Source organism: uncultured Microbulbifer sp. (assembly GCF_947504145.1).
In the GTDB taxonomy this organism is placed as follows: Bacteria; Pseudomonadota; Gammaproteobacteria; order Pseudomonadales; family Cellvibrionaceae; genus Microbulbifer.
Genome location: NZ_CANNGQ010000002.1, coordinates 121,809 through 146,098 on the forward strand (window position 1 = coordinate 121,809; position 24,290 = coordinate 146,098).

Below are 24,290 nucleotides of genomic sequence, written 5' to 3' on the forward strand. Positions count from 1 at the left end.
CGATCTTGTGATTAAAGGCACAGAAAACCACGATCTCCCAAAATCTGATAATCCACACCCGAATTCCTACCGTAATTATTTCCGCAACGAATTAACAACGGGTTTGGAATATGTTGAATATCAAACAGAGTCTATTGGCTGCCGCCATGGGCGTGGCAAGCGTAAACGCTTTGGCGGATGGTTTTTATCTTTCCGGAAGCCTCAGTTACAACGAGATGGATGATACCTATAACGACGGTAGTTTTACCCAGCAATTCATCACCGGTCCTGGCACCGCCATTCCCGCTGGCGTTGTGCTACCCGTCGGTACGGCAGTGGGTTGGAATACGGACGTGGACAGCGGAGCCGGTGCCAATCTCGCTATTGGCTGGCAGATGAACCAGTTGCGTTTTGAAGCGGAATACGCCTACGCCAGCCATGACGTGGATTCACATTTCAATGTAATGGCGGCTGGGATCGATCTTAGCAACGAAGACGCTGGCGTGCTGGTGAGCGGCTTGCCCGGGAACCTGGGTATTTCCGTAGCGGACCTGGTTGCCGACGGTGCCGGAGACTTTACCGCGGACTATCTGTTCATCAATGCGTTTTACGATTTCGATATCAGCTGGACGCTGAAGCCATATATTGGTGCGGGTATTGGTAATGCCTGGGTAGATGTTGAGTACAACCCGTCGGGGGTGGGGATCATCGATGACGATGACAGCGTATTCGCCTATCAGGTAATGGCGGGGTTGAACTATTGGTGCAGCGAGCAGCTGAGCTTTTTCGGCGGGCTGCGCTGGCGTCAGACAGATGATATTGAAGTGAGAGCGGACCTGCTGCCCGCCAGTTTTGAAATAGAAAACGAAAGCTGGCTCGCAGAAATTGGTGCCCGCTGGAAGTTTTGAAGTATAAGAGTCATGCCCTCGAGTTGCCCCGTTCAAGCCGCCTTACAGGCGGCTTTTTTCTACGCCTTGCGAAATAGTTGCCTGGGGTGTCGCTCCATTTAACAGTCTCATCATGGAGACTAACCTGGAGCACAGAAGCCCCATGCGATCTGATTGATATGGTACTGCTAGATTGTAGTAAGGGCTCTCTCCCACAGATGGCCCCAGTATTCGTTTGTGCGAAAAGGGCATAACGTGCAGCAATCTACTCCGCCGGCGGCGTCGACAACAGCGAAAGACCTTGAAAAGGCCGACCTGGATAGCGTGTACGCCAAACTGAAGACATCCGGCAAAGGCCTGTCCGCTGCCGAGGCAGATACGCGCCTGCAACAATACGGTCCCAATGCGATTCTCGCCAAAGAAGAAAGCGCCTTGAAACGTTTCCTGCGCTATTTCTGGGGGCCTATCCCGTGGATGATCGAAGGTGCCGCATTGCTGTCGGCGATCATTGGGCACTGGGCGGATTTTTCCATCATTGTGCTGTTGCTGTTGTACAACGCGGCCACCGGGTTCTGGCAGGAGCGCAAGGCATCGATGGCGCTGGCGGCGCTGAAGGCGGGCATGGCGCCCAAAGCCGAAGTGTTGCGGGACGGCAAATACCAGAGCATCGATGCCGTGTCAGTGGTGCCCGGGGATATTGTACGCATCCGCCTCGGCCAGATAGTCCCGGCGGATGTGCGCTTTGTTGATGGCGAATCCATCAGCATCGATCAGGCGGCGCTGACCGGGGAATCTTTGCCGGTGGACAAGAAGGTCGGCGACATCGGCTATTCCGGCAGTATCGCCAAGCGCGGCTCCATGAGCGCGGTAGTGATTGGTACCGGCTCGAACACCTTTTTCGGGCGCACCGCCAGTCTGGTGGCCGGTGCCGGCAAGGGACTTTCCCACTCGCAGCGGGCGATGACGCAGATTGGCGATTTCCTGATTGTCCTGTGCTTGTTGCTGGCGTTGATACTGGTAGGCAGTGAGCTGCACCGGGATATCGTTTCCGCGGAACACTGGCACTGGTCCGATGCGCTGGATATTTTGCGCCTGGTACTGGTGTTGCTGATTGCCTCCATTCCCGTGGCCTTGCCTTCGGTGGTCACGGTCACCAATGCCCTGGGTGCCCTGGCGCTCTCGCGCAAGAAAGCCATTGTGTCGCGCCTGGAGGCCATTGAGGAGTTGGCCGGTGTGGACATCCTGTGCACCGACAAAACCGGCACCCTCACCAAGAATGCGCTTTCCCTGCACGAACCGCAGCTGTTTGACGCGGAAGACGCCGATACCCTGATTACCGGCGCGGCGCTCGCCTCCGAAGCGGGCTCCTCCGACCCTATCGACGCGGCAATTTTTGCCGGCGTCACTGATCCCGGCGCGCTGCAGAAATATCGGCGCGGCACCTTCACCCCCTTCGACCCAGTGAGCAAACACACGCTTTCCGAGGTCACCGATGCCGATGGCCATGCACTCACCTTTGCCAAGGGCGCACCCCAGGCGATCTCGCAGTTGTGCGGGCTGAAGGGTGAGGCGGCGGAAAAAATGGACCGCAGCGTGGCGCAATTGGCCGAACGCGGGTTGCGTGCTCTGGCCGTATCCATGTCCGCCGATGGCGGCAGCCACTGGTCGTTTCTCGGCATTCTGTCGCTGGAGGATCCGCCGCGGGAGGACTCCGCCGAAACGATTCAAAAGGCGCGCGAGCACGGCTTGGCGATAAAAATGATTACCGGCGACGACGTCGCCATCGGACGGGAAATTGCCCAACAGGTGGGCATCGGTACCAATATCCTCAACGCCGCCGATGTTTTCCCAAAAGACATGAACCCCGATCACCTGCCGGAAACCTGCATTGATAGTGTGGAAAAAGTCGACGGTTTTGGGCGCGTTTTCCCCGAACACAAATACGCCATGGTAAAAGCGCTGCAGGGCCGCGGACACCAGGTAGCCATGACCGGTGATGGCGTCAACGATGCGCCGGCGCTAAAGCAGGCGGATTGCGGCATTGCGGTGAGCGGTGCCACCGATGCCGCGCGCGCGGCGGCGGCGATTATTCTCACCGCGCCGGGCCTGTCCACGGTGGTAGATGCCATTGACGAGGCGCGCAAAATTTTCGAGCGCATCCTGAATTACATCCTGTTCCGTGTCGCCATGACCCTCGACATTATGGCGGTGGTGGTGATCGCTACGGTGTTTTTCAATTTTTCACCGCTCACACCGGTGATGATCGTTTTGATCGCATTGCTGGACGATGTACCCATCATGACTATCGCCTACGATAATACCCGGGTGCCACCAAAGCCAATGCACTGGCATATGTATCGCCTGTTGTTCTGCGCGGGTATCCTCGGCCTGTTTGCCATTGCGCAGACCGTCGGCCTGTTGCTGATCGGCATGGAGTGGCTGAGCAACCCGCACTGGCAATCCTGGATCAGCCTTAGCAAAGAGCAGTTGCAAACCATCGTGTTCCTGCAAATCGTCGCTGGCGGCCATTTACTGCTGTTTGTGGTGCGCGCGCGCCATGCATTTTTTGCCCGGCCCTGGCCGGCATTGCCGCTGTTTGCCGCCATCGCGGGCACGCAGGTTCTGGCGGTGCTGGTGTGTGGATTCGGCTGGCTGGTGCCCGCCATTCCCTGGAAAGTGATCGGGCTGGTGTGGCTGTATATGCTGGTGTGGATGTTGGTATTGGATATTGTGAAAAGGGTGCTTTATCGGCACCTGCAGAATGCCGACCAGGCGCAGGAGGTAGGCCGGTGAATTACTACGATGAATTCCGGGTGAAACCCGGCAGTAAGATCCGCCTGGATAAAATCGATGCGTCGTTTCACGGCGAGCATAAAGATGAAGATTCGGCGCTGCCGGTCATCGAGGAATACAAGCGCAAACTGCGCGAATTACAGTATCGGATGTACGCCGAGCACAAACGCTCCCTGTTGATCTGCTTGCAGGGGCGCGATGCCGCCGGCAAAGACGGCACCATCAATCACGTACTCGGCGCGATGAATCCGCAGGGTTGTACGGTGACCGGGTTCAAGCAACCGTCTACCGCGGAGCGGGAGCACGATTTCTTATGGCGTTGCCACAAGGTGACCCCGCGGCGTGGGCACGTAGCCATTTTCAACCGTTCCCACTACGAAGATGTACTGATCCAGCGGGTGCACAAGATGGTGCCGAAGAAAGTGTGGTCCGGGCGCTACGAACACATCAATAACTTCGAAAAGTTGCTTGCAGACAACGACACCGCCATCCTCAAGTTTTACCTGCATATCGATCCAGAAGAACAACTGGAGCGTTTCAAAAAGCGGATTGATGATCCCGCGCGTCACTGGAAAATCAGCGACAGCGATTACAGTGAGGCGCAGTACTGGGATAAATACACCAAGGCGTTTGAGGCGGTACTGAAAAAATGCAGCACTGATCACGCGCCCTGGTTTGTGATTCCCGCCAATCACAAGTGGTTTCGCAACCTGGCCATTTCCCACATTGTGGTGCGGGCACTCGAGTCGATGAACATGCAATTCCCCGAGCCAAGTGTGGATATTGACGAGATCCGGGAGAAGTATCACTCACTTCATCGGGCGCACAGCGACAGGGAATAAAATTATCAGAATCTCGTCGGCGTACAGCGCGGTTTGGCGAAAACAAACTGCGCCGTACTGATGGCGCGCTCAAGGAAACCACCCTCGCAGTAGCACAGGTAGTAGTCCCACATATGAATGAAGCGCCGGTCGAAGCCCTGTGCGCGCACCGCATCGAGCTGGGCGAAGAATGCCTCACGCCATGCGTGCAGAGTACATGCGTAGTCGTGGGTGATGTCTTCCAGGCCAACGATCTGCATATCGGTACTATCGGCAATGTGCTCGGCAATAATCTGGTTGGAGGGCAGGCAACCGCCGGGGAAAATATAGCGTTGAATAAAATCCACACGCTTGCGGTAGCTGTGGAAACGCTGATCCTGGATCGTGATCGCCTGCATCACCATCCGTCCTTCCGGCTTGAGCAGGTGGCTGCAGCGGTGAAAAAACTCGTGGTAGTGGGAGTAGCCGACCGCCTCGATCATTTCGATGGACACGATCTTGTCGTATTCGCCCTGTAAATCGCGATAGTCATTCAGCAGTAAGGTGACGCGGTCCTGCAGCCCCTCTTTTTCCACCCACGCCTTGGCATACTGATACTGTTCACGGGAGATGGTTGTGGTGGTTACGTGGCATCCATAATGTTTTGCCGCATGTACCGCCATGCCACCCCAGCCGGTGCCAATTTCCAGCAAATGATCGTTCTCAGTGAGCTGCAGTTTCTCGCAGATTTTTTCCAATTTGTATACCGATGCCTCGTGCAGGCTGGCGGATTCGTTGGGAAACACCGCCGAGGAATACAGCATGGTGGGATCGAGAAAGAGCTGGAAAAAATCATTACCCAGGTCATAGTGGGCGGCGATATTGCGCTGTGAACCGCGGCGACTGTTGTCGTTCAGGCGGTGCAACACTTTCGCTATTGCGCTGGAGATAAGGCTCCAACTGGAATCCAAATTTTCCAGCAGCGCCATATTCCGCACCATCAGGCGCACCACAGCGACCAGGTCCGGGGAGTCCCAATGCCCATCCATATAGGCTTCGCCAGCGCCGATGGAGCCACCGAGAAGAATCTGAATGTAGGCCTCCGGGTCTCGTACCCGAATGCGGGCGTTCGCGCCGGATTTGTCGCCGAACACAAACAGTTTGCCGGCCGGCTCCTCAATGGTCAGCCCGCCGAACTGAAGGCCCTGCAGGCGATCGTGCACCAATCGGCGGGCCAGACGCGTGCGCCAGCGCGGCTGGGTATTGGAAGCATCCGGTGTGGCATCGGTTGCTGAGTGCGCCAAATGGTGAATACTTTTCATCAGCGGAACCTTCTATCGGCGAAATTCTTTATCGACGAAATCTTTAATCGGCGAAACTTGTTATAAAAAACGCGTCCTATTCGGACTGCTCTTCCGGCTCTCGCTGTGGCGGTGATTGCCGTGAGGGATGCGCGATCACCGGTATACGCTTGAGCCATAGTTTAAGTGCCTGCCAGTATATAGCGGCAATAACTTTTACGGTCATCAGTGGGTATTGGATCAAAACCCGGTTGAGTGTTTTTGCGGAGACTTCGTGGCGGGTCAGTGACAGGGTGGCGTCGTGCACTTTCGTGTCTTCTTGGACATTCTGCAGGAATGCCGTCAACCGTTTACCCGGGGTACAGCTGCGCCAGTGGTATACCTGTTCCATTGGCATAAATGGGGAAACATGCATGGCTTTATCAAAGCGGGTTTTTTGGACGCTGTTCTGGTTTCGGCAATCGAGCACATAACCGTGGCGTTCGTTCCATGGGGTGTTGTGAACATCCAGTAGCAGCCACTGCACTTGGCTGCCGGTTTCGTCGAAGCAGTAATAAATGGAAATGGGGTTCATGTTCACCCCGAAGTAACGCCAGTTCGCCAGTACGCGAATGGGGCCGGTGGGTCGGGTGCCGGCCTCTTCTTCAATCCGGTTGCGCACCGCTTCGTCGAGGGGGATTTGCGCATCGCCAAAAAAATCCGCGCGGCGAAAACGCGCCAGTGCCCAGGGACCCTCTCCCCAGAAAACCGAGCGCGAAGATAGCTGGGCGAGTTCCGCCAGATCCAGGTAGACCATAAACACCTGGTAGCGGAAGTGGTGCGCCCGGGGTGCAAAGCGGCGGTGCTGTACCCAGCCGCTATAGATTGCGCTGTGCATGGATGAGATCGGTGTCGGCTGTTGCATGATTCTTCTCCCCCGGGCAGTGCTCGGATTCAGGGGGTAATGTGGCGGTGGCAGATTGCGCAGGCAGGGATGCGCCAAACTGCCGGGCGACACGCAGGGCGCTGGTCACGCCGTCCTCATGGAAACCATTGGCCCAGTAGGCGCCGCAGAACCAGGTGCGGCGGACGCCATTAATAGTTGCCCAGCGTTCCTGAGCCTGTCTGCCTGCCACCGAAAACTGCGGGTGTGCATATTCAAATCGTTGCAGCACCTTGTCCGGGTCGATCGAGCTCTCGGCATTGAGTGTAACGCAGTAGGTTTTCTCCGTGTCCAGGCGCTGCAGGATATTCATGTTGTAGGTGAGAATCGGGGGGCTGGATGCGTCTTCGCCGAGCCGGTAATTCCAGCTCGCCCAGGCTGTGCGACGACTGGGCAGCAGGCTGGTGTCGGTGTGCAGTACCACCGAATTGTTTGCGTAGGGGATGGCCTCGAGAATTTCGCGCTCGTCCTGGCTGGGATCGCTCAGGCAGGCCAGTGCCTGGTCCGAGTGGCAGGCGAAAATGACCTCGTCGAAGCGCTCGACCTCGCCCGTCGCAGTCTGAATATCCACATGGGATTCCGAACGGATTACCCCGGTGACCGGTGTGTTCAGCCGAATGCGCTCGGCGAAACCGCGCACCAGTGGTGCGATGTATTCCCGGGAGCCGCCGCGAATAACGCGCCACTGGGGCCGATTAAAAATATTCAGCAGGCCGTGGTTGACGAAAAAACGGATAAAAAACGCTGCGGAGAAGCTGCGCATCTGCGTCAGGCTGGCAGACCAGATCGCCGACCCCATGGGGATCAGGTAGCGCTGGCAGAACTCCTCGGAATAGTGATTGCGCGTGAGGTAGTCGCCAAGTGAGATCGCCTCGTCAATGTTTCCGTTGTTGAGGTCGCGCACGGCGCTGCGGTTGAAGCGCACTATATCGCCGAGCATTCGCCAGTGGCCTGGGCTGAGCAGGTTGCGGCGCTGGGCGAACAGGCTATTGAAGTTATTGCCCGCGTACTCAAACGGCTGCTGTGGATTACTGACACTGAAGCCCATGTCCGTGGGCTGTGACTCCACGCCGAGTGTGTCCAGCAGGCGGATGAAGTTCGGGTAGGTCCAGTCGTTGTAGACGATAAAGCCGGTATCAATGGGCAGGGTGCGCTCACCTTCCTGCACATCGACGGTGGCGGTGTGCCCACCGAGCCGGGGTCCGGCCTCGAACAGGGTGATGTCGTGCTGGCGGTGCAGCAGGTAGGCGCTGGTGAGGCCGGAGATACCACTGCCGATAATGGCGATTTTCATATTCTGTGTCTCAACTGGTGAATGCGTGTCAGGCGCGGTGCCACCAGCCCGAACCACAGGCTTTGCATGCAGCCCATGAGTCGCAGGGGCCAGCTCAGCCGGCGGGGAAAGTCGATGGTGCGCGCGCCGGAGGACAGTCCGGCGAGGATACGTTGTGCGGCTTTTTCCGGCGTCATCAGAAACGGCATGGAAAAATCATTGCTCGCGGTCAGCGGGGTGTCGATAAACCCCGGGCGAATCTCCACGATACGCAGGGGAACACGGGCGGTGTCCGCGCGCACCGCATCGAGAAAGTAGCCGAGCGCTGCCTTGGACGCGCCATAGGCCTCCGCTCGGGGCATGCCGACGACGGAAGACAGGCTGCCCACGGCGGCGAACACCGGCGGTGTTTTGCCCGCAGCGCGGTGATTCAGCAGGGGCAGTGCGGTGCGCAGGGTATTCACCACACCAAAAAAGTTGCTGTCGAAAACCCGCCGGTAGCTGGCGGTGTCGAGGCGCAGGTCATCCTCATATTCACAGGTGCCGGCGCAGGCAATCACCAGGTCGAGCTGGTCGGTGAGCGATTCCAGTTCGCTTTTCGCGCGCTGCATATCCTCGTCGTTGCCGACATCACAGGGCAGCAGGCGTATCCGTTGCGGGCACAGTTTCTGCACCTCGAGTAGCTGCTCGCTGCCGCGGCCGCTGATGATGAGGAAATTGTTTTGCGCGACCAGCAAACGCACCAGTGCCTGGCCGATACCGGAACCGGCGCCGGTGATCCAGATGCATTGGTCGCGGATTTCGCTCATGGCTCAGGCCTCCGGCGGCAGTTTGGCGAGACGGGACTTCACCCCGCGCACCAAAGCGCCAAGCAAAGGCACCCGCTCGTAGGTCATGGCGCCGAGGTCATAAAAATCTTCGTGGTAGTCGATGCGGTCTTTGAATCGCACCAGGCTGCAGCCACGCAGGGTCAGGTCCCGGCCGCCATTGAGGGCGGGGTGCGCGTAGTGCATCTGCCACGGCAAGCAGGCGCTGCCGTCGCCGAGGGTGGTGGCGTCAAACTCGAATTCGCAGCGTTTGAGCCCTGCGCGCATCTGGGTGAAGTAGTGGGTCACCGAATCCAGCCCGTGCAGCTCGTGCAGCGGGTCGCGAAATACCAGAGACTTATCGTAGAACCGCGTCAGTGCTTCAGTATCGGCGCGGAGAAAGTCCTGGTAGTAGGTCTGCAGTTCGGTGATCAGCGAGGACATGTCCGCCTCCGTGTTGACGGGTGAGTTCTTTATGACTGTTGGAGTTTACGCCGGCCAGCCCAGATTGGATCTATAGCCTGCCCCGGAAGTGACTTGCTGGTGCAGCTACGACTTGTCAGTCAACTTTTCTGCCGCAGCGGGCAGAGGCGCCGGACACTAAAGTGATCCAACCTGCTGGAATCCACGTAGTAAACCGTCGACAGGACAGTTCAGATGGCTAAGATGGTGGAACCATTGGGCGGAATAATACAGTTCGGAGACAGGGTGCAGCCTGAACAGCGGCGAGACGACGACTGGAGCAGATTGCTCGTGCTGGTTGGCGACAAGCGCGACCGACGCGCGTTCGAGCAGCTGTTCGGCCACTATGCACCGCTGATCAAGGGGTTTCACTACAGCCGCAACACCCAGGCGCTGGCCCCGGAGGCCGCAGACGAGCTGGTGCAGGAAGTGATGTTCCGTGTGTGGCGCAAGGCGCCCAGCTTCGACCCGCACAAGGCGTCTGCCAATACCTGGGTGTACACCATCATGCGCAACTGTCGTATCGACCTGATGCGGCGCGGCAGCCGCCACGTTACGGATAGTGAAGTGGACGTGGACGATATCTGGGATGAGAGCGCGGATAACCAGCCGCTGATCAACCTGCAACAGCGTCGCAACGAGAGCGAGATTGCCGAGGGTATAAAAACCCTGCCGGCGGACCAGAGCCACGTTTTGCACAAGGCGTATATGGAGGGCAAATCCCACAGTGAAATTGCACAGGAACTGGGTTTGCCACTGGGGACGGTCAAGTCCCGAGTGCGATTGGCGCTGAAGAAGCTACAAACCGCGCTGAAACGTGTCGAGTAACGAGGTCAGTATGATTCGCCACCACCCCGAAAAAGAAATGCTGCTGGAATATGCCGCGGGCACCCTGCCCTGGGCGCAGAGCCTCGCCGTCAAGGCGCACCTGGAAATGTGTCCGGCCTGCCAGCAGCAGCACCAACAGTTGAATGGCATCGGCGGCACCCTGCTGGACAATTCCGATCCCCAGCCGGTGGCCGGCACCGCGTTTGATCAGTTGATGCAGAGAATTGATCGTGCTGATCAGGACTCCTCACCGGAACAAGATTTGCCGAATAACGATGCGCGTCAACCGCGGTCAAATAATCCATCCACGGACCCGGCGCTGGCGTCGTTGCCGCGGGTGGTGGGCAAGCTGGTTGCAAAGAATGGGCCGCTGAAATGGCGACGGGTTTCGCCCGCGTTGAAAATGACCCGCCTGAAAACCGGCCAGGATAAATACGAGGTGGCCTTCCACCGCATCTGCCGGGGCGGGCGCACCGCAGAGCACGATCACCGCGGGCAGGAAATCATCATGGTGTTGCACGGTGCCTTTTCCGATGCGGATGGATTCTACCGCCCGGGGGATTTCCTGGTGCGCAACCCCGGTGAAGTGCATCGCCCGATCGCCACCGAAGATCAGGAGTGCCTGTGTTTATCGGTAGTGGAAGCACCGGTGTCGGTCACCGGGGTACTGGGCTGGCTGGTCAATCCGTTTCTCGGATTTCGGCCGGGGTAAGGCTGCTCTTCGGGATCCATTGGCAACAGCTGCCAACAAATAAAAAAACCGCGGATTTCCGCGGTTTTTTTATGGGGCGCTACTATTTTTGGGGCAGTGTTTTTTGGGGCAGTGTTTTTTGGGTCAGTGTTTTTCTTGATCCGTGTTCTGAATCAGAAAGCCACGCGCCGGTAGCGCCGGTAGTTTGGCGACCAGAAATTTTTCTCGATATTCTTTTCCAGCTTCTCGCGGGTAATCCCCGGCGCCACGCCGTCTTCCTGCGCCTGCAGGCCCACGGCCATGGCAATGGCCCTGCCCACTTCGCGGATATCCGACAGGGAGGGCAACAGCGCGCCGCTGCCCTTCTGCACCACCGGTGCGTTTTCCGCCAGCGCGTTGGATGCGGCCATCAGCATATTCTCGGTCACCCGGTTGGCGTTGGCGGCGATCACACCGAGGCCGATGCCGGGGAAGATATACACATTGTTGCACTGGGCGATGGGGTATTTCTTTCCGTTCAGTTCCACCGGCTCAAATGGGCTGCCGGTGGCCACCATGGCCTCGCCGTCCGTCCACTCCAGCACTTCCTGAGGGGTGGCTTCGGCGCGGGAGGTGGGGTTGGATAGGGGCATTACCAGCGGGCGCTTGCAGCCCTTGTGCAGCGCCTCGATCACCGGCTGGGTAAACAGGCCGCCCTGGCCGGATACGCCGATCAGGATGGTGGGTTTGACCTGTTCGATCAGGGTCTGCAGATCCCACTCCGGGGATTGCGGGTATTTGTCGGTGCTCTGGGCCAGTTTTTCCTGGAAGTCGTGCAGGCCCTTCATGTCGCTGGTGACCAGGCCGTAGCGGTCGAACATGAAGATGCGTTCGCGGGCCTTGGCGTCGCTCAGGCCGTCGTGCACCATCGCCGACACCACCTGCTCGGCGATGCCACAGCCGGCAGAACCGGCCCCAACCACTAGCACCTTCTGCTTGGAAAGCTTCTCGTCTTTTGCCTTGCACGCCGCGAGCATGGTGCCGAGCGCCACAGATGCGGTGCCCTGGATATCGTCGTTGAAGCAGCACACCTGGTCGCGGTAGCGATTCAGGATCGGCATGGCATTGGCCTGGGCGAAGTCCTCGAACTGGATCAGCACCTTGGGCCAGCGGCGTTTCACCGCGGCGATGAACTCCTCGATAAATTCGTCGTATTCCTCCTGGGAAACACGTTCGTTGCGCCAGCCCATATACATGGGATCGTTCAGCAGAGTCCGGTTGTTGGTGCCCACATCGAGTGTGACCGGCAGTGTGTAAGCCGGGCTGATGCCGCCACAGGCGGTGTACAGAGACAGCTTGCCGATGGGGATGCCCATACCGCCAATGCCCTGGTCGCCGAGGCCGAGGATACGCTCGCCATCGGTCACCACGATGACTTTGACGTTCTCCTTGGTCGCGCTGCGCAGAATGTCGTCCATATGTTTGCGGTCCGGGTAAGACACAAACAGCCCGCGGTGGTTGCGGTAGATATTGGAAAACTCTTCACAGGCGGCACCCACGGTGGGGGTGTAGATGATCGGCAGCATCTCTTCGATGTGCTGCTCGATCAGACGGAAGAACAGGGTCTCGTTGTCGTCCTGAATCGCGCGCAGGTAGATGTGGCGCTCCAGGTCGGTATTGCACTGCTCGTACTGATGATAGGCGCGGCGCACCTGTTCGCTGATGGATTCCACGTTGGTGGGCAGCAGGCCGATCAGGTTAAATTCGATGCGCTCCTGCAGGGAAAACGCACTGCCCTTGTTGAGCAGGGGGATTTCCAGCAGGGACGGGCCGGCGTGGGGGATGTACAGGGGGCGTTTATCTTTCTGGCTCATAAAACATCGCGGAATCAGTAACGGGAAATCAATCAATGCAGCGCAGATTGTTGCGTTGCAGATCTTAGGGTAGTGGATTGTGGTTGGGGAGTTTACTTTCCATTGACCGGGTCTGCCTTAATTGTTGGCAGATTTTTCCAGAGGGAAGCCGGTTTGGTGAAAAATGCGGTAGGCTGCAGCAAAACCGGATAAAACTTTGCGAGGATTTTGATGTTCACTTATCAGGTAGAGCCGCGCTTCAGCGAAACCGATGCCCTGGGGCATATCAATAACACCGTGGTACCCGTGTGGTTCGAGCAGGGGCGCACACCGATTTTCCAGTTGTTCAATCCGGACCTGAGCCTGAACAAATGGAACCTGATTCTGAAGAAGATGGATGTGGATTTTGTCGCACAGATCTATCTGTATTCACCGGTGGAGATTCGCACCAGCCTGAGTGCGGTGGGCAATACCTCCATGACGATTCATCAGGAGGTGTGGCAGAAGGAAAAGTTGGTGGCACAGGGAGATTGTGTGATGGTGCACTTTGACTATGAACAGCAGTCGAAAGCGCCGATTCCCGAGCAGGTGAAGGAGGCGCTGTTGCAGCACCTCGCGTGAGTTAAGCGCAGGGGGATGCGTCAGGCGCTGATCACCTGGTTGCGCCCGGCGGTCTTGGCGCGGTACATACGGGAGTCCGCCTCTGCCAACAGCTGGCTGTGCCCCGGCTCCGCGGTGCCGCCTTCCGCCACGCCGAAGCTGATGGAGACGCGTACGTCCTCTGCATAGTGTTCGCTGAGAGCTTCCACTTTCTTGCGCAGCTTTTCCGCTAACACGCCACCGCCTTCCACATCGGTGTTTGGCAACAGGATCAGGAACTCCTCCCCGCCCCAGCGCGCGACAATATCGTCGCCGCGGGTATTCTCTCGCAGCACATTCGCCACATCCTGCAATACGCGGTCGCCGAAGCTGTGTCCGAAGGTATCGTTGATCGCCTTGAAGCTGTCCAGGTCGCCGATCAGCACGGTGTAACGTCCGGCCAGCTCGTGGTTGCGGCGTTCCAGCTCATTGATCGCCTTGTAAGCCTCGCGGCGGTTGGAGAGCCCGGTCAGAGCATCGGTGCAGGCGTGGCTCTCCAGCTCGGCGGTCAACCGGTGCAGCATCTGCTGGGTCTGGTGGCGGCTACTGTCGAGGATCGCGGTAAGCGCGGTGAGGGCGCCGAACACGGCGATAAAGCGCGCACGGTGCGCGGTGTCGTACTGGGCCAGCAGGCCGGGGAAATCCGGGTAGAACAGGATCAGGGCAGTGGCACCGCCCACACCGGCCAGAGTCACGGTACCCCATTTGTAGCCGTACAGGTTGATAAACCCTGGTACCAGCATCACCGCCCACATTAGCCCGGTGTTGTTCACGCCGCCAGACAGCAGCAGGTAGAAATACAGTACTAGCAGCAGTGCACCGACGAGAACCGGTGTTTTGCGGCTAGGGCCAGCCACGTTCACGCCGATATAGGCCAATAAAATGACCCCTGCCACCCCGAACAGGGTGGTGGAGAGAAACAGGTCCGCACCCATCAGCGCAATCACACCCATGGCGCCGGTAATGGCGAGGGCAAAGATCAGCATATAGCCGGAGGCCTGGATACGGCGGCGCAGGTCCAGCCCGCGCGCCTGGGCAACCGGGTCTGAACTGGCGGTGTCGCGATAATTCGCGTTGTTATTCTGTTGTGCTGCGATTTCCATAATCTCGGTGGTATTTTCCGGCCAGATCCATCGGCCGATTGATCCCAGTCCCGGCTGTGGGACACCAGCGGGCTATAGTAAAGGCGAACTGGTTTGGCGCGGAGACCACCATGGGACCACTGCAACTGATTTGTGACGACGTTCTCACTATTGAGGCCGATGCCCTGGTCTGTCCGGCGCATAAACATCTGATTCGGGGCCGCGGACTGTCTGCTCAGGTCTACGACCGCGCCGGTGAAGCACTGGTCAGTGAGTGCTCGCAGTTGCCGGAGTGCCCGGTGGGCGGCGCCCGCATCACCAGTGCGCCCAACTTACCTGTGCAATATCTGCTCCACACAGTGACACCGCAATGGAGCAGCGGAGACCAGTGGGGAGCGGAGGGAGTGGCGCAGTTGCGGGAATGCTACAAAAGCGTGCTGGCTCTGGCGCGGGATAGAAAGTTACGGCGACTGCTATTCCCGGCCTTGGGTGCGGGCACCAATCGTTTCCCTCATGAGATAGCCGCACATCAGGGGTTGGAAGTTTTACACGACGCACAGGATGACTTTTCCCTGCTTACGGTTTGCCTTCATTCCCCGGCGGCCCTGGCAGCCTGGCAAAGTGTGGACCAGCGCTTTTTCGGATAGCGCATATCGAATAGAGCACAGGAGCAGAGCCCATGGGAAATGTGCGTCGGCGCCAACTACTACGCGATCACCACCCGGACAATATCGCCCGTCGGCTGGATCAATCACCGACGCCGAGTCACTTGTCGGACGCGGTACTCGGTGCAATCGATGGCTGCATAACGACATTTGCCATTGTGTCCGGCGCGTTTGGTGCCGGCTTTTCTCCTGTGGTAGTACTCGTTATGGGGGTGGCAAATTTACTGGCTGACGGCGTCAGCATGGCGGTCAGCAATTTTGAAGCGGTCAATGCGCAGAAGTCCGAGGTCGAACACGCGCGGCGCACGGAAGAACAACATATTCGGCTGGTGCCGGAGGGGGAGGTGGAAGAAATTCGCCAGATTTTCGCCAGAAAGGGATTCAGTGGCGAGAGCCTGGAAAATATCGTCAGCACGGTTACCGCCAATCGCACACTGTGGATCGAGACCATGCTGCGGGAAGAGTACGGCCTGTCGGATATCCCGCCGAACCCCTTGGCATCTGCCGGCTGGACCTTTGTCTCCTTTGTTGCCGTGGGCATGGTGCCACTGCTGCCCTTCCTGTTCCGTGGTTTATCCATGCCGCGGCAATTTTTGATTAGCACCTTGCTGGCCGGGCTGGTGTTTTTTCTGATCGGCCTGGTTAAAGGCTGGGTGCACAGCAGCTCGCTGCTGCGCGCCGGCATGCGTACGTTTGCCCTCGGTATCTTCGCTGCGGCGGTGGCCTACTTTGTGGGCAAACTGCTGGGGGCAATGGTGTAGCACCGGTGTAGGTACGAATTTAGGTACGAGTTTAGTTGCTGGTGTGATTGGCTAATCTCGCTGCGACTATGCCTGACTACCTGCGTCTGTATACTAGCGTCAGGTCAGCAGCCAGCGTGTACTGATGGCAAGCGAAAACGGCTAAAAACAAGGGAGCAGTTACGTGATAAAACTCTTCGGCAGTCTGACCTCACCATTTGTACGCCATTGTCGCATTGCGCTGATGCAGTCGGGACTCGAGTGGGAAATGGTGGAGCTGGATATCCACACCAATGAAGATCCGGGTACCCCGACGTTGCGGGTTCCGTTTCTGGAAGATGGCGACGTAAAGCTCACCGATTCCACTTCCATTGTGAAATATGTACGCGAAAAATCTGGCCAGGTATTTATTCCAGGCGCAAAAGATCTGGATCGCTACTGCCTCGCGAACACGCTGCTGGATGCGGCGATTAACCTGTTTCTGCTGGAGCGCAGCGGTATCGATATCTCTGCGAACAAGTACACCTGTCGCCAGCAGAAGCGGGTAGAGATGATTCTGTCCGAACTGGATTTGGCACCGCTCCCGCAGGCCGGCCATCTGGACGATGCAGACTACCGCGTTGCCGTGGGCGTAGCTTGGGGGCAGTTCCGCAACCGCTTTTCGATCGACGCACACGCTAACCTGCAGGGTTTGCTGGAAATTGCCGGGAAGGATCCGATTTTTGTCGAGACAAAACCGCCGGAAAGTTAAATAAAGTTAAATTCTGAGAAATAAAAAACGGGCCGATTGGCCCGTTTTTTATTCGCTTGCGAAGAATTACTTCTTCGCGCGCTTGCGCATATTTTCCGCCAGGATTTTCTTGCGGATCCGGATGCTTTCCGGAGTCACTTCCACCAGCTCATCGTCTTCGATGAATTCCAGTGCCTGCTCCAGGGTGTGACGAATGGGCGGTGACAGGGTCAGCGCGTCGTCAGTACCGGAAGCGCGCACGTTGGTGAGCTGCTTGGCCTTGGTCGGGTTCACTACCAGGTCGTTGCCGCGGGAGTGAATGCCGATCACCTGACCTTCATACACTTCTTCGCCGTGGCCCAGGAACAGGCGGCCGCGGTCCTGCAGCGCGAACAGGCCGTAGGCCAGGGTCTTGCCCTTGGTCATGGAGACCAGTACGCCGTTGATACGCTTGGCCACATCGCCCACCTTCACCGGACCGTAGTGGTCGAAGATGCTGGTCATGATACCGGAGCCACTGGTGATGGTCAGGAACTGGGAGCGGAAACCGATCATGCCGCGGGACGGTACGATAAAGGTCAGGCGCACACGGCCTTTGCCGTCCGGTTCCATATTGGTCAGGTCGGCTTTACGCAGGCCCAGCTCTTCCATGATCGGACCCTGGTGCTGCTCTTCCACGTCGATCACCACCTGCTCGTAGGGTTCGTGGATCTCGCCGTCGACTTCGCGCTGCACTACTTCCGGGCGGGAAACACCCAGTTCGAAGCCTTCGCGACGCATGGATTCGATCAGTACCGAAAGGTGCAGTTCGCCGCGGCCGGAAACCTTGAACTTGTCCGGGGAATCGCCCTGCTCCACACGCAGTGCCACGTTGTGGATCAGCTCCTGGTCCAGACGGTCTTTGATATTGCGCGAGGTGACGTATTTGCCTTCGAGGCCGGCGAACGGAGAGTCGTTCACCTGGAAGGTCATGCTCACGGTGGGCTCGTCTACCGACAGTGCCGGCAGTGCTTCCGGCTTCTCCGGGTCGCACAGGGTGTCGGAGATATTCAGGTCGCCTACACCGGTGATACACACGATGTCGCCGGCGCTGGCCTGTTCGACTTCCACTCGCTCCAGGCCGAGGTAACCCATTACCTGCAGTACTTTCGCTTTGCGCGGTTTTTCGTCGCGGTCGAGGATGACTACCTGCTGGTTCGGTCTCAGTGCGCCGCGCTTGATACGGCCCACACCGATCACGCCCACGTAGCTGTTGTAGTCCAGTGCGGAGATCTGCATCTGGAAGGGGCCGTCGCGGTCGACTTCCGGCGGCTTGACCTTGTCGACGATCAGCTGGAACAGCGGGTTCATATCGTCCGCCATATCCGTCTCGTCCATGCCGGCGATGCCATTCAGGGCGGAGGCGTAGATCACCGGGAAGTCCAGCTGCTCGTCGGTAGCGCCGAGGCTGTCGAACAGGTCGAACACCTGGTCCATCACCCAGTCAGGGCGCGCGCCCGGGCGGTCGATCTTGTTGATCACAACGATCGGGTTCAGGCCCTGTTCGAATGCCTTGGAGGTTACGAAGCGGGTTTGTGGCATGGGGCCGTCTACCGCGTCGACCAGAAGCAGAACCGAGTCCACCATGGACAGTACGCGCTCTACCTCACCACCGAAGTCGGCGTGCCCGGGGGTGTCCACGATGTTGATGCGGTAGTCATTCCAACGGATGGCAGTGTTTTTGGCGAGGATGGTAATTCCGCGCTCTTTTTCCTGGTCGTTGGAGTCCATCACGCGCTCGGAGTCGGCGCTGCGGCGGTCGAGGGTGCCGGACTGCTGCAGCAGCTTGTCCACCAGGGTGGTCTTGCCGTGGTCAACGTGGGCGATGATCGCGATATTGCGAAGATTGTCTATCACTGGGGGCCTCTGGGCGTATTGCGTGATTGGGCGCGACACTGTCCTGTAGAGAGTGGTCACACCCGGGAATTTGGGAGGCGGGGGCTGGGCTGAAACGAGATACAGCGGCTATCCGGCCAAAGCGCGCGCATTATAGAGGTGAAGTGTGGCAATTGGGAGTCGAATTGGCGGAAATTTGTGCGGTTTGGTGGGATGCCGGGCCGGAGCCCGGCTCCGAGATCGCCAGAAAACAGGCTAATCGGTTGCGGATCCGGCCTACAGGCGGCGCATTGCACAAATCTTGTTGCCTGCCGGGTCACGCAAGTACGCCAGGTATAGCTTCAATCCGCCCCCCTCACGCACACCGGGCGGGTCCTCACTGGGAGCGCCGCCATTGGCGAGGCCAGCCGCGTGCCAGCGGTCGGCCTGTTCCGGACTTTCTACCGCAAAACCGATGGTGCTGCCGTTACCGCAGCTTGCGGCCTGGCCGTCGATGGGTTTGGTCAGAGCGAAGACGCCGGTATCGGTGAAATAAAAGCAGCGGCCCTTCTGGTCGATAACGCCGGGCTTGTAGCCCAGCTCGCCGAGAATCGCATCGTAGAAGGCCTTGGATTCCTGAATATCATTTGCCCCAAGCATGACGTGGCTGAACATCGAAACTCCTAAAGATTGTATAAGGGTTGTTGAGAGTGTACCGCGGCTCCGGTTTGTGCATGCTACAAACTGTTACAGTTGATCTGCCCGGTCACGCTGCGAGCCGCGGTAAAGTCACATATGGCTGAAAACTGGCCAATGAAAATAATGACTGGGTCCGCAGTAGCGGACCGTAACGCAACTCCGTGGTATCGAAATGAGTGACGCAGAAGTGACCGCCGAAGCCGAATTGCAGTCGGCAGACAACCAGGTAGAAAACACCGCGCAGCAGCCGCAACAATCTACCGAAGCCACCGAACAGAGCGAGCCCACCGCTGGTGAAAAGCAGGCCGCCAAGCCCGAGCCAGTGCGGAAATCCTGCTCCGCGGGTCTCGCCCAGTGGATGCACCAGCGCCAGTTATCTATCGCGTTCACTTCCTACCAGTCCGGCCGTGTATATATGGTCGGCGCCGAGCCCGGCGGCAAACTGTCATTCCACGAGCGTATTTTCCAGCGCGCCATGGGCATCGTCGGCAACCAGAAGCGTATTTATATGGGCGGCCTGTATCAGGTGTGGCGCTTTGAGAACGTGCTGCAGCCGGGCCAGGTGGCCAACAAGATCTTCGATGCCTGTTACGTACCGCGCAACGCGCAGTTCACGGGCGAGGTGGATATCCACGAGCTGGGCATCCAGAAAGACGGCAAGATCATCTTCGTCAACACCAAGTACAACTGTCTCGCCGAGCCGAGTCTGACCCACAGCTTCCGCGTAATCTGGAAGCCGGAGTTCATCAGCAAGATCGTGCCGGAAGACCGCTGCCACCTGAACGGTCTGGCCATGGTGGACGGTAAGCCCAAATACGTCACCGCGGTGTGCAAGTCCGACACTATCGATGGCTGGCGTGAACGCCGTGACAACGGTGGAATCATCATTGATGTCGAGACCAACGAGGTTGTGTGTGAAGGCCTGTCCATGCCGCACTCGCCGCGCTGGGCGGACGGCAAACTGTGGGTGCTGAACAGCGGCACTGGCTACCTGGGTTACGTGGACTTCGAAACCAAATCTTTTGTGCCGCACACCTTCTGCCCGGGCTTTATGCGCGGCCTGCAGATTCACGGCGACTATGCCATTGTCGGCCTGTCCAAGCCGCGCTACGAGCGCTTCGAAGGCCTGCAGCTGGATCAGAACCTGGCCGACAAGGATTCCGAGGCCTGGTGTGGAGTGCAGTTTATCAATCTCAAGACCGGCACCGTGGATCACTGGATACGCCTCGACGGCCCGGTATCCGAGCTGTTCGACCTGACCGTACTGCCCGGCGTGCGCTGCCCGATGGGGATTGGCCAGCAGAGCAAGGAAAACCTGACCATGGTGACCTATGAGGACGCCACTGGTAGTACTGCTGCTGCAGGCACTGGCAGCTAAGGGTGCAGGGCGATTACCGTCCGTTAGCGGACTACAACGGCTATCAGCTTTTCGATGTATACCGCAAGCTTGCCCCGCAGGATGTTCACGCGGTGATCGACTTCTGGCGGCGCAACGATGCGTTGCCAGGGGGCCTTGCCGACGTTGAGCTTCGGCGCCGTGCGCAACAGGTGGTGGTGATGGTGTTGCGCGACGGCGACATTGTCGCGCTTACTTCGGTGTATGTGGCGGTAGCGCCGAGGGACGGCCAGCCCTACTACTTTTATCGCAAGTTCGTGGAGCCCGGACACCGCATCTACCTGATGTGGCGCGAGATGCTTGCGCAGAGTTACGCCACCCTCAAACACTGGGAGCCTAGCGTATTGCTGCGCAAACCACTTGGCATAATCGTGGTTCCGGAAAACCGCAAGCTCACCCGCCGCAGTGTGCTGAGGGCGGGCAATAAAATCGGTTTCTTTACCGTGGGATACCTGCCTAATGGTGACCCGGTCTATGGGCGCAAATTCGACGAGACGGTGAAAGAAAACCTCTCCGCGCAGGGTGTCGCCCAGATCAGGTAGTTTTCTAATCGATACGCACGGGCATAGGGCTGACCTGGGTTACGCCCGGTTGGGCCAGCGCAGGGTCGCGCGGGTGCCGCCCAGGCTTGGGGACTGATCCAGACGCAGCTCGCCTTCGTGCCACATCATCACTTTCTTCACGATATACAGGCCGAGGCCGTAACCCTGGCCATCTGTGGCGGAGCGGGTAAAGGCATCGGTTAGTTCCAGCGCGTCACCGCCTAGCCCCGGTCCGTTGTCCTCTACCGCAAGACTGCAAAAACCCTGTTCGCCATCAAATTCAAAGCGTATATCGACCCGGTCGCGTGCATATTTTGTCGCATTTACCACTAGGTTTTGAATTGCGATGGTCAGTGAGTCTGGCTCCAGCCAGGCCTGTTCATCGGGAAAATAATAGGCAATTTTCAGGGCCGGGCACTGGTGTTCCAGGTGCGAACCCAAGTCGGCAAAAAATGTCTCAAGCTCGATGGATTTTCTTGCGAGAAACTGCTCGTGCACCTCGACTTGGGCAAAGCCCAGGTATTTTTCCACCAGTTGTTCAATATCGCGCGTGGCGCGGTCGATGACCTGTGCACTTTCAGAATCTTTTTCGGGGCCGCTTGCAGACAGCGCCTGCTGGAATTTAATCCGCGCCAGCGGCATACGGATTTCGTGGGCGATGGTGCGCGCCAGGTCCTGATTCATCTGAAAATGGCCGGTTACGATATTGGCCATGCGGCGAAAGGTTTCCGCCAGGGGAAAAATAGGGGACCGGCGGCCGAGTTGCTCGGGGATATAAAAGGGCTTTTTACTGAAACGAATGGCCTGGTTTTGCAGCCGACTAAGGTCGCTGAACATGGGCCAGATCAGCAATAGAAGAACCACCAGCATGGCGCCGATAAACAGCAGCCGCCACTGGGTAACGCTGTGCGCCGGCTCGTGGGGGAAAGGCCCTATCTCCAGCACCGAGTTGCCGCTGCGGTGGTAAAATAGGATTTGCCCATCGCCAGCGTCTAGGCCAACCACCTCTCCGCTATTAAGGCGCTGGCGCAGAGCGCTGGAAAAGTGAATGGCGTCCGCAGGATAACTCTGGGCCAGGGGGGCATCGCCCCTCTCCAGTGCCTGTGCCAATTGTGAGGCACTGATGGTGTACTCATGGGGAGCCGTGGAATAGAGGCCATACAGGGCCGCAACGGACGAGTAAACCACCACCAGTGCCAGCGCCAGCACGCTGACCATGCGCAGCATCTGCAGGCGCATCAGGACGTACTGTGAACTGTATTGAGGGAATAGCCCCGACCGCGAATAGACTGGATGGCAACACCGTCGGCGATGGCATCCAGTTTTTTACGCAAGCGGCTCACGCGCATATCGATCACGCGGTCGAGCCCGTCAAACTCCCGCCCGATAACACGCCGGAACAGATATTCGCGGCTCAGCAGGCGTGCCGGTTGTTCGGCGAAAATCTGTAGCAGGTCAAACTCGTTGGTGGTAAGTGGTAGCAGTTCGTTGTGCACCTCGGCCTGACGGCTCACCAGGTCGACGTTGAGTGGGCCGAAGACAATACAGGAACTGGCCGGCACCTGGCCGCTAGTGGCGCGCAGGTGGGTTTCAATTTTTGCCCACAACAAGTGTGGATCCACCGGCTTCACAAGATAGTCATTGGCGCCGAGGCGCAAGCCCGCAACCTGATCGTCCACTGAGCTGAGCGCGCTGAGGAAAATCAGCGGGCAGCGCAGCTGGCTGCGAAATTGCTCCAGCAAGCGGAAGCCGCTGGCATCCGGCAGGACCACGTCGGCGATTATCAGGTCGTATTCCTTGTGGTGCACGGCCTTCATAAAGTCACTGCCACTGGCCGCATAGGTCACTTCGCATTGGCGCTCAGTCAGGAAGCGCACAATCAGCTCGGCCAGTTGCTCATCATCTTCCAGCAGTAAAATCCGGTATTTGCCGGGTGCGCTCTCTCCCTCGGGTAGCGGTGCGCAGTTGGTGGAATCAATCATGGCGTTCATCACAAAAGCCCCCAGCCGTAGCGACGGCGGTGGCGCTTGGGCTGGTACTGGCCAACCTTTAGTATCGCGCTGGCTACGCTTTGCCCGTTCTCGTTGGCAGTCACCTGGAATCGAATATCAGCGGCGCTGCTGACGTACACTTTCAGGTCGTCGTTATCGCCCCAGAAGCAGCTTACCCGGCCCTGGCCGATAATCGACAGGCAGTAGCGGGCCTCATCGTCTGCCTCAAAATCAAGCTTTACCAAAACACTGCACTGGTTCTCGCCCTCGTCGAGAGCACACACGCTGGGTGTAACCCGCAACTCGGCGGTTGTTGCCAGGCCGGGCGCCAGTGTCAGGAGCGAAAGAAGTATGGTCCGCTTCATGGTCAGTGTCTGCTGCCAAAGGAGTACTGCAGGCCGACAAACCAGCTGAGGGTGTACGGGTTTTCGAGGATGTCTAGATTTCTTCCCGCTTCATCGTAGTCGTTGTAGCGCGCCGCCAGGCGCAACTCGAGCCGCTTGCCCAGCGGGTAGGAGAAGTGCAGCCGCGCGTAGGTATCGGTGGCATCGGCAACCGGGAACCATTGCAGATAGCGGTTGTAGAAAACCTCTGCCTCATCTTCTGTGAACTGGTAATAATAGCTCACCAGGTCGGCATCTTTCTGTACCGCGCCAACGCCAAAACCGATGGCGCCACCGAGCAGTGGATACTGCTTGTCAAAGCTTAAGTGGGTTTCACTGCCGTGATGCACATTGCTCAGGTCGTGAAACCAGGAGAAGGACACGTCCACCCACCTGGATACCAGCGTCACGCTGGGGCCGCCGACGATCGAAGCCTTGCGTTCCAGGTCCTCGGCGTCGGTTATCTGTGCCTGAGTAAACCAGTTTGTCACCAGTCCGTTGCTGGCTGCGCTGTTCTTGTCCAGCTGGTAGAAGAGCCCATCGTCGTTGGGGCGCGCCACCAGATCGAGATAAACGTGCTCGTTTTCCAGCAGGCTGTAGCCGACGGTCAGGTCACTGACAAAGAAGCGTTTTCCGTAGTAGCTGAAAGAGGGCAGAACATAAGTCTCTGCGTGCCGCTTTCCGGCCAGCGGATTTTCCAGAAAGCCATGACCCGCGGCGAGGCTGATCTCCCATTCGGGTGCATTAATCTCCGACGGCGCGGCGGCCTGGGCTTGCGCAAAGCCAAGGGCGAGAGCGGCGAGGAATATCAGCGGGATTAGTCGAGTACTTCTGGTCATCTGGCGAGCCGCGACGCGGTGTTATTGGTATTGTGCTGTTTGTATTTTGAACGTTTGTATCACAGCGTAACCGGCCGCTCCAGAGTCCCATTGCATTCCTTACAAACTGTTACAAAACGTGATTTTCTGGGGTTTTTTTCGTCAGGCTGGACGTTT

24 protein-coding genes are annotated in these 24,290 nt (G+C 58.2%); 11 read left to right on the forward strand and 13 right to left on the reverse strand.

Annotated features, from left to right (window positions below; translation table 11 throughout):
- The first annotated feature begins 110 nt into the window (after positions 1 to 110).
- From Q1A74_RS07095 to Q1A74_RS07105, 3 genes are all read left to right on the forward strand, one after another.
- Positions 111 to 887 (forward strand): P44/Msp2 family outer membrane protein, encoded by a 777-nt coding sequence (locus Q1A74_RS07095; RefSeq protein ID WP_299594119.1) that lies wholly within the window; start codon positions 111 to 113, stop codon positions 885 to 887.
- 234 nt (positions 888 to 1,121) lie between these two features.
- A complete protein-coding gene (locus Q1A74_RS07100) occupies positions 1,122 to 3,659 on the forward strand; it encodes a plasma-membrane proton-efflux P-type ATPase (RefSeq protein WP_299594121.1) in 2,538 nt (845 codons plus the stop codon).
- Entirely contained in the window at positions 3,656 to 4,501 is an 846-nt protein-coding gene (locus Q1A74_RS07105; RefSeq protein ID WP_299594123.1) for a polyphosphate kinase 2 family protein, read from the forward strand. The genes Q1A74_RS07100 and Q1A74_RS07105 overlap by 4 nt, the downstream gene beginning before the upstream one ends.
- Positions 4,502 to 4,506: 5 nt before the next feature.
- On the opposite strand, the gene Q1A74_RS07110 is transcribed toward Q1A74_RS07105, so the two are convergent.
- From Q1A74_RS07110 to Q1A74_RS07130, 5 genes are all read right to left on the reverse strand, one after another.
- Positions 4,507 to 5,781 (reverse strand): cyclopropane-fatty-acyl-phospholipid synthase family protein, encoded by a 1,275-nt coding sequence (locus tag Q1A74_RS07110; protein WP_299594125.1) that lies wholly within the window; start codon positions 5,779 to 5,781, stop codon positions 4,507 to 4,509.
- A gap of 76 nt (positions 5,782 to 5,857) precedes the next feature.
- A complete protein-coding gene (locus Q1A74_RS07115; protein ID WP_299594127.1) occupies positions 5,858 to 6,664 on the reverse strand; it encodes a DUF1365 domain-containing protein in 807 nt (268 codons plus the stop codon).
- A complete protein-coding gene (locus Q1A74_RS07120) occupies positions 6,618 to 7,976 on the reverse strand; it encodes an NAD(P)/FAD-dependent oxidoreductase (RefSeq protein ID WP_299594129.1) in 1,359 nt (452 codons plus the stop codon). The genes Q1A74_RS07115 and Q1A74_RS07120 overlap by 47 nt, the downstream gene beginning before the upstream one ends.
- Positions 7,973 to 8,764, reverse strand: coding sequence for an SDR family oxidoreductase (locus tag Q1A74_RS07125; RefSeq protein ID WP_299594131.1), 792 nt, complete (start codon positions 8,762 to 8,764; stop codon positions 7,973 to 7,975). The genes Q1A74_RS07120 and Q1A74_RS07125 overlap by 4 nt, the downstream gene beginning before the upstream one ends.
- A 3-nt stretch (positions 8,765 to 8,767) precedes the next feature.
- Positions 8,768 to 9,205, reverse strand: a complete 438-nt coding sequence (locus tag Q1A74_RS07130) for a nuclear transport factor 2 family protein (RefSeq protein WP_299594133.1) — start codon at positions 9,203 to 9,205, stop codon at positions 8,768 to 8,770.
- Positions 9,206 to 9,469: 264 nt separating this feature from the next.
- Between Q1A74_RS07130 and Q1A74_RS07135 the strand changes: the two genes are divergently transcribed.
- Complete coding sequence (locus Q1A74_RS07135) at positions 9,470 to 10,051, forward strand: sigma-70 family RNA polymerase sigma factor (RefSeq protein ID WP_299594135.1); 582 nt, start codon at positions 9,470 to 9,472, stop codon at positions 10,049 to 10,051.
- A 10-nt stretch (positions 10,052 to 10,061) separates the two neighbouring features.
- Positions 10,062 to 10,763: a ChrR family anti-sigma-E factor gene (locus Q1A74_RS07140; RefSeq protein ID WP_299594137.1), complete on the forward strand. Its 702-nt coding sequence runs from the start codon at positions 10,062 to 10,064 to the stop codon at positions 10,761 to 10,763.
- Positions 10,764 to 10,915: 152 nt separating this feature from the next.
- Here Q1A74_RS07140 and Q1A74_RS07145 read toward each other — a convergent pair whose 3' ends face one another.
- Positions 10,916 to 12,595, reverse strand: a complete 1,680-nt coding sequence (locus Q1A74_RS07145) for an NAD-dependent malic enzyme (protein WP_299594139.1) — start codon at positions 12,593 to 12,595, stop codon at positions 10,916 to 10,918.
- Positions 12,596 to 12,805: 210 nt separating this feature from the next.
- On the opposite strand from Q1A74_RS07145, the gene Q1A74_RS07150 reads away from it, so the two are divergent.
- On the forward strand, positions 12,806 to 13,195 hold the full coding sequence (locus Q1A74_RS07150; RefSeq protein ID WP_299594141.1) for a thioesterase family protein: 390 nt from the start codon (positions 12,806 to 12,808) through the stop codon (positions 13,193 to 13,195).
- A 20-nt stretch (positions 13,196 to 13,215) separates the two neighbouring features.
- Here the strand turns inward: Q1A74_RS07150 and Q1A74_RS07155 are convergent, their stop codons facing one another.
- Positions 13,216 to 14,316: a GGDEF domain-containing protein gene (locus Q1A74_RS07155; RefSeq protein ID WP_299594143.1), complete on the reverse strand. Its 1,101-nt coding sequence runs from the start codon at positions 14,314 to 14,316 to the stop codon at positions 13,216 to 13,218.
- Positions 14,317 to 14,426: 110 nt separating this feature from the next.
- On the opposite strand from Q1A74_RS07155, the gene Q1A74_RS07160 reads away from it, so the two are divergent.
- The 3 genes from Q1A74_RS07160 (at position 14,427) to Q1A74_RS07170 (ending at position 16,451) form a co-directional block, all read left to right on the forward strand.
- Positions 14,427 to 14,942, forward strand: coding sequence for a macro domain-containing protein (locus Q1A74_RS07160; RefSeq protein ID WP_299594145.1), 516 nt, complete (start codon positions 14,427 to 14,429; stop codon positions 14,940 to 14,942).
- 32 nt (positions 14,943 to 14,974) lie between these two features.
- Positions 14,975 to 15,721 (forward strand): VIT1/CCC1 transporter family protein, encoded by a 747-nt coding sequence (locus Q1A74_RS07165; protein ID WP_299594147.1) that lies wholly within the window; start codon positions 14,975 to 14,977, stop codon positions 15,719 to 15,721.
- Between the two features lie 163 nt (positions 15,722 to 15,884).
- Complete coding sequence (locus Q1A74_RS07170; RefSeq protein WP_299594149.1) at positions 15,885 to 16,451, forward strand: glutathione S-transferase; 567 nt, start codon at positions 15,885 to 15,887, stop codon at positions 16,449 to 16,451.
- A gap of 66 nt (positions 16,452 to 16,517) precedes the next feature.
- On the opposite strand, the gene typA is transcribed toward Q1A74_RS07170, so the two are convergent.
- Positions 16,518 to 18,326: a translational GTPase TypA gene (typA, locus tag Q1A74_RS07175; RefSeq protein ID WP_299594151.1), complete on the reverse strand. Its 1,809-nt coding sequence runs from the start codon at positions 18,324 to 18,326 to the stop codon at positions 16,518 to 16,520.
- A gap of 255 nt (positions 18,327 to 18,581) precedes the next feature.
- On the reverse strand, positions 18,582 to 18,959 hold the full coding sequence (locus Q1A74_RS07180) for a VOC family protein (RefSeq protein WP_299594153.1): 378 nt from the start codon (positions 18,957 to 18,959) through the stop codon (positions 18,582 to 18,584).
- Between the two features lie 196 nt (positions 18,960 to 19,155).
- On the opposite strand from Q1A74_RS07180, the gene Q1A74_RS07185 reads away from it, so the two are divergent.
- On the forward strand, positions 19,156 to 20,361 hold the full coding sequence (locus tag Q1A74_RS07185) for a TIGR03032 family protein (protein WP_299594155.1): 1,206 nt from the start codon (positions 19,156 to 19,158) through the stop codon (positions 20,359 to 20,361).
- Positions 20,362 to 20,363: 2 nt separating this feature from the next.
- Entirely contained in the window at positions 20,364 to 20,921 is a 558-nt protein-coding gene (locus tag Q1A74_RS07190; RefSeq protein WP_299594157.1) for a hypothetical protein, read from the forward strand.
- A 39-nt stretch (positions 20,922 to 20,960) separates the two neighbouring features.
- Here the strand turns inward: Q1A74_RS07190 and Q1A74_RS07195 are convergent, their stop codons facing one another.
- Genes Q1A74_RS07195 through Q1A74_RS07210 form a run of 4 tightly spaced genes read right to left on the reverse strand, consistent with a single transcriptional unit; the run spans position 20,961 to position 24,134 of the window.
- The gene (locus tag Q1A74_RS07195) at positions 20,961 to 22,160 is read right to left on the reverse strand and encodes an ATP-binding protein (protein ID WP_299594159.1); all 1,200 of its coding nucleotides are present in this window, start codon (positions 22,158 to 22,160) and stop codon (positions 20,961 to 20,963) included.
- Positions 22,160 to 22,912 (reverse strand): response regulator transcription factor, encoded by a 753-nt coding sequence (locus tag Q1A74_RS07200; RefSeq protein ID WP_299594161.1) that lies wholly within the window; start codon positions 22,910 to 22,912, stop codon positions 22,160 to 22,162. Before Q1A74_RS07200 ends, Q1A74_RS07195 begins: the two co-directional genes overlap by 1 nt.
- Complete coding sequence (locus Q1A74_RS07205; protein WP_299594163.1) at positions 22,912 to 23,277, reverse strand: DUF3019 domain-containing protein; 366 nt, start codon at positions 23,275 to 23,277, stop codon at positions 22,912 to 22,914. The genes Q1A74_RS07200 and Q1A74_RS07205 overlap by 1 nt, the downstream gene beginning before the upstream one ends.
- A 2-nt stretch (positions 23,278 to 23,279) precedes the next feature.
- On the reverse strand, positions 23,280 to 24,134 hold the full coding sequence (locus Q1A74_RS07210; protein WP_299594165.1) for a MipA/OmpV family protein: 855 nt from the start codon (positions 24,132 to 24,134) through the stop codon (positions 23,280 to 23,282).
- Between the last annotated feature and the right edge of the window lie 156 nt (positions 24,135 to 24,290).